The organism is Halorubrum sp. Atlit-26R (genome assembly GCF_003666015.1).
Classification (GTDB): Archaea; Halobacteriota; Halobacteria; order Halobacteriales; family Haloferacaceae; genus Halorubrum.
The window spans coordinates 1-450 of sequence record NZ_QPLT01000515.1 but is presented as its reverse complement, the minus strand read 5'-3'; the positions used below and the strand labels follow the sequence as shown (position 1 = coordinate 450).

The 450-nt window shown below is 68.0% G+C and carries 1 protein-coding gene; it reads left to right on the top strand.

From position 1 onward, the window contains the following. Positions 1 to 450 (top strand): molybdopterin cofactor-binding domain-containing protein (locus DVK07_RS21725; protein WP_147441340.1); only part of this gene is annotated, 450 nt, incomplete at both ends.

The following is a 450-nucleotide window of genomic DNA, read 5'->3' as shown; positions in this document are numbered from 1 at the left end:
CGGTCGAGGAGGGCGACGAGAGCTTCGAACCGGAGTACAGCGAGAGCAAGCGAACCCTCGAATCCGTCGGCGTCAAGGAGTGTCTCGAACGCGCCTGCGAGACGCTCGGCTGGGCGGACGGCCCCGAGGAACCGGCCGACGACCGCTACCAGCGCGGCTACGGGGTCGCGCTGGCGATGGCGAAATCCGGCGTCCCGAGCAGCGAGTTCTCCCGGTGTAACATCACGCTGGAAGATGACGGGACGCTCACCGTCCGGGTCGGCGTCGGAGACACCGGACAGGGCTCTGAGACGGTGATGGGCCAGATTGCGGCGAGCGTGTTCGGACTCGGCATCGAGTCGGTCCACGTGAAGGCCGACGACACCGACGCGACCCCGTGGGACAACGGGGCGTACGCGAGCAGTACGACCTACATCAGCGGGAACGCGACCGAGAAGGCCGCTCGCGACC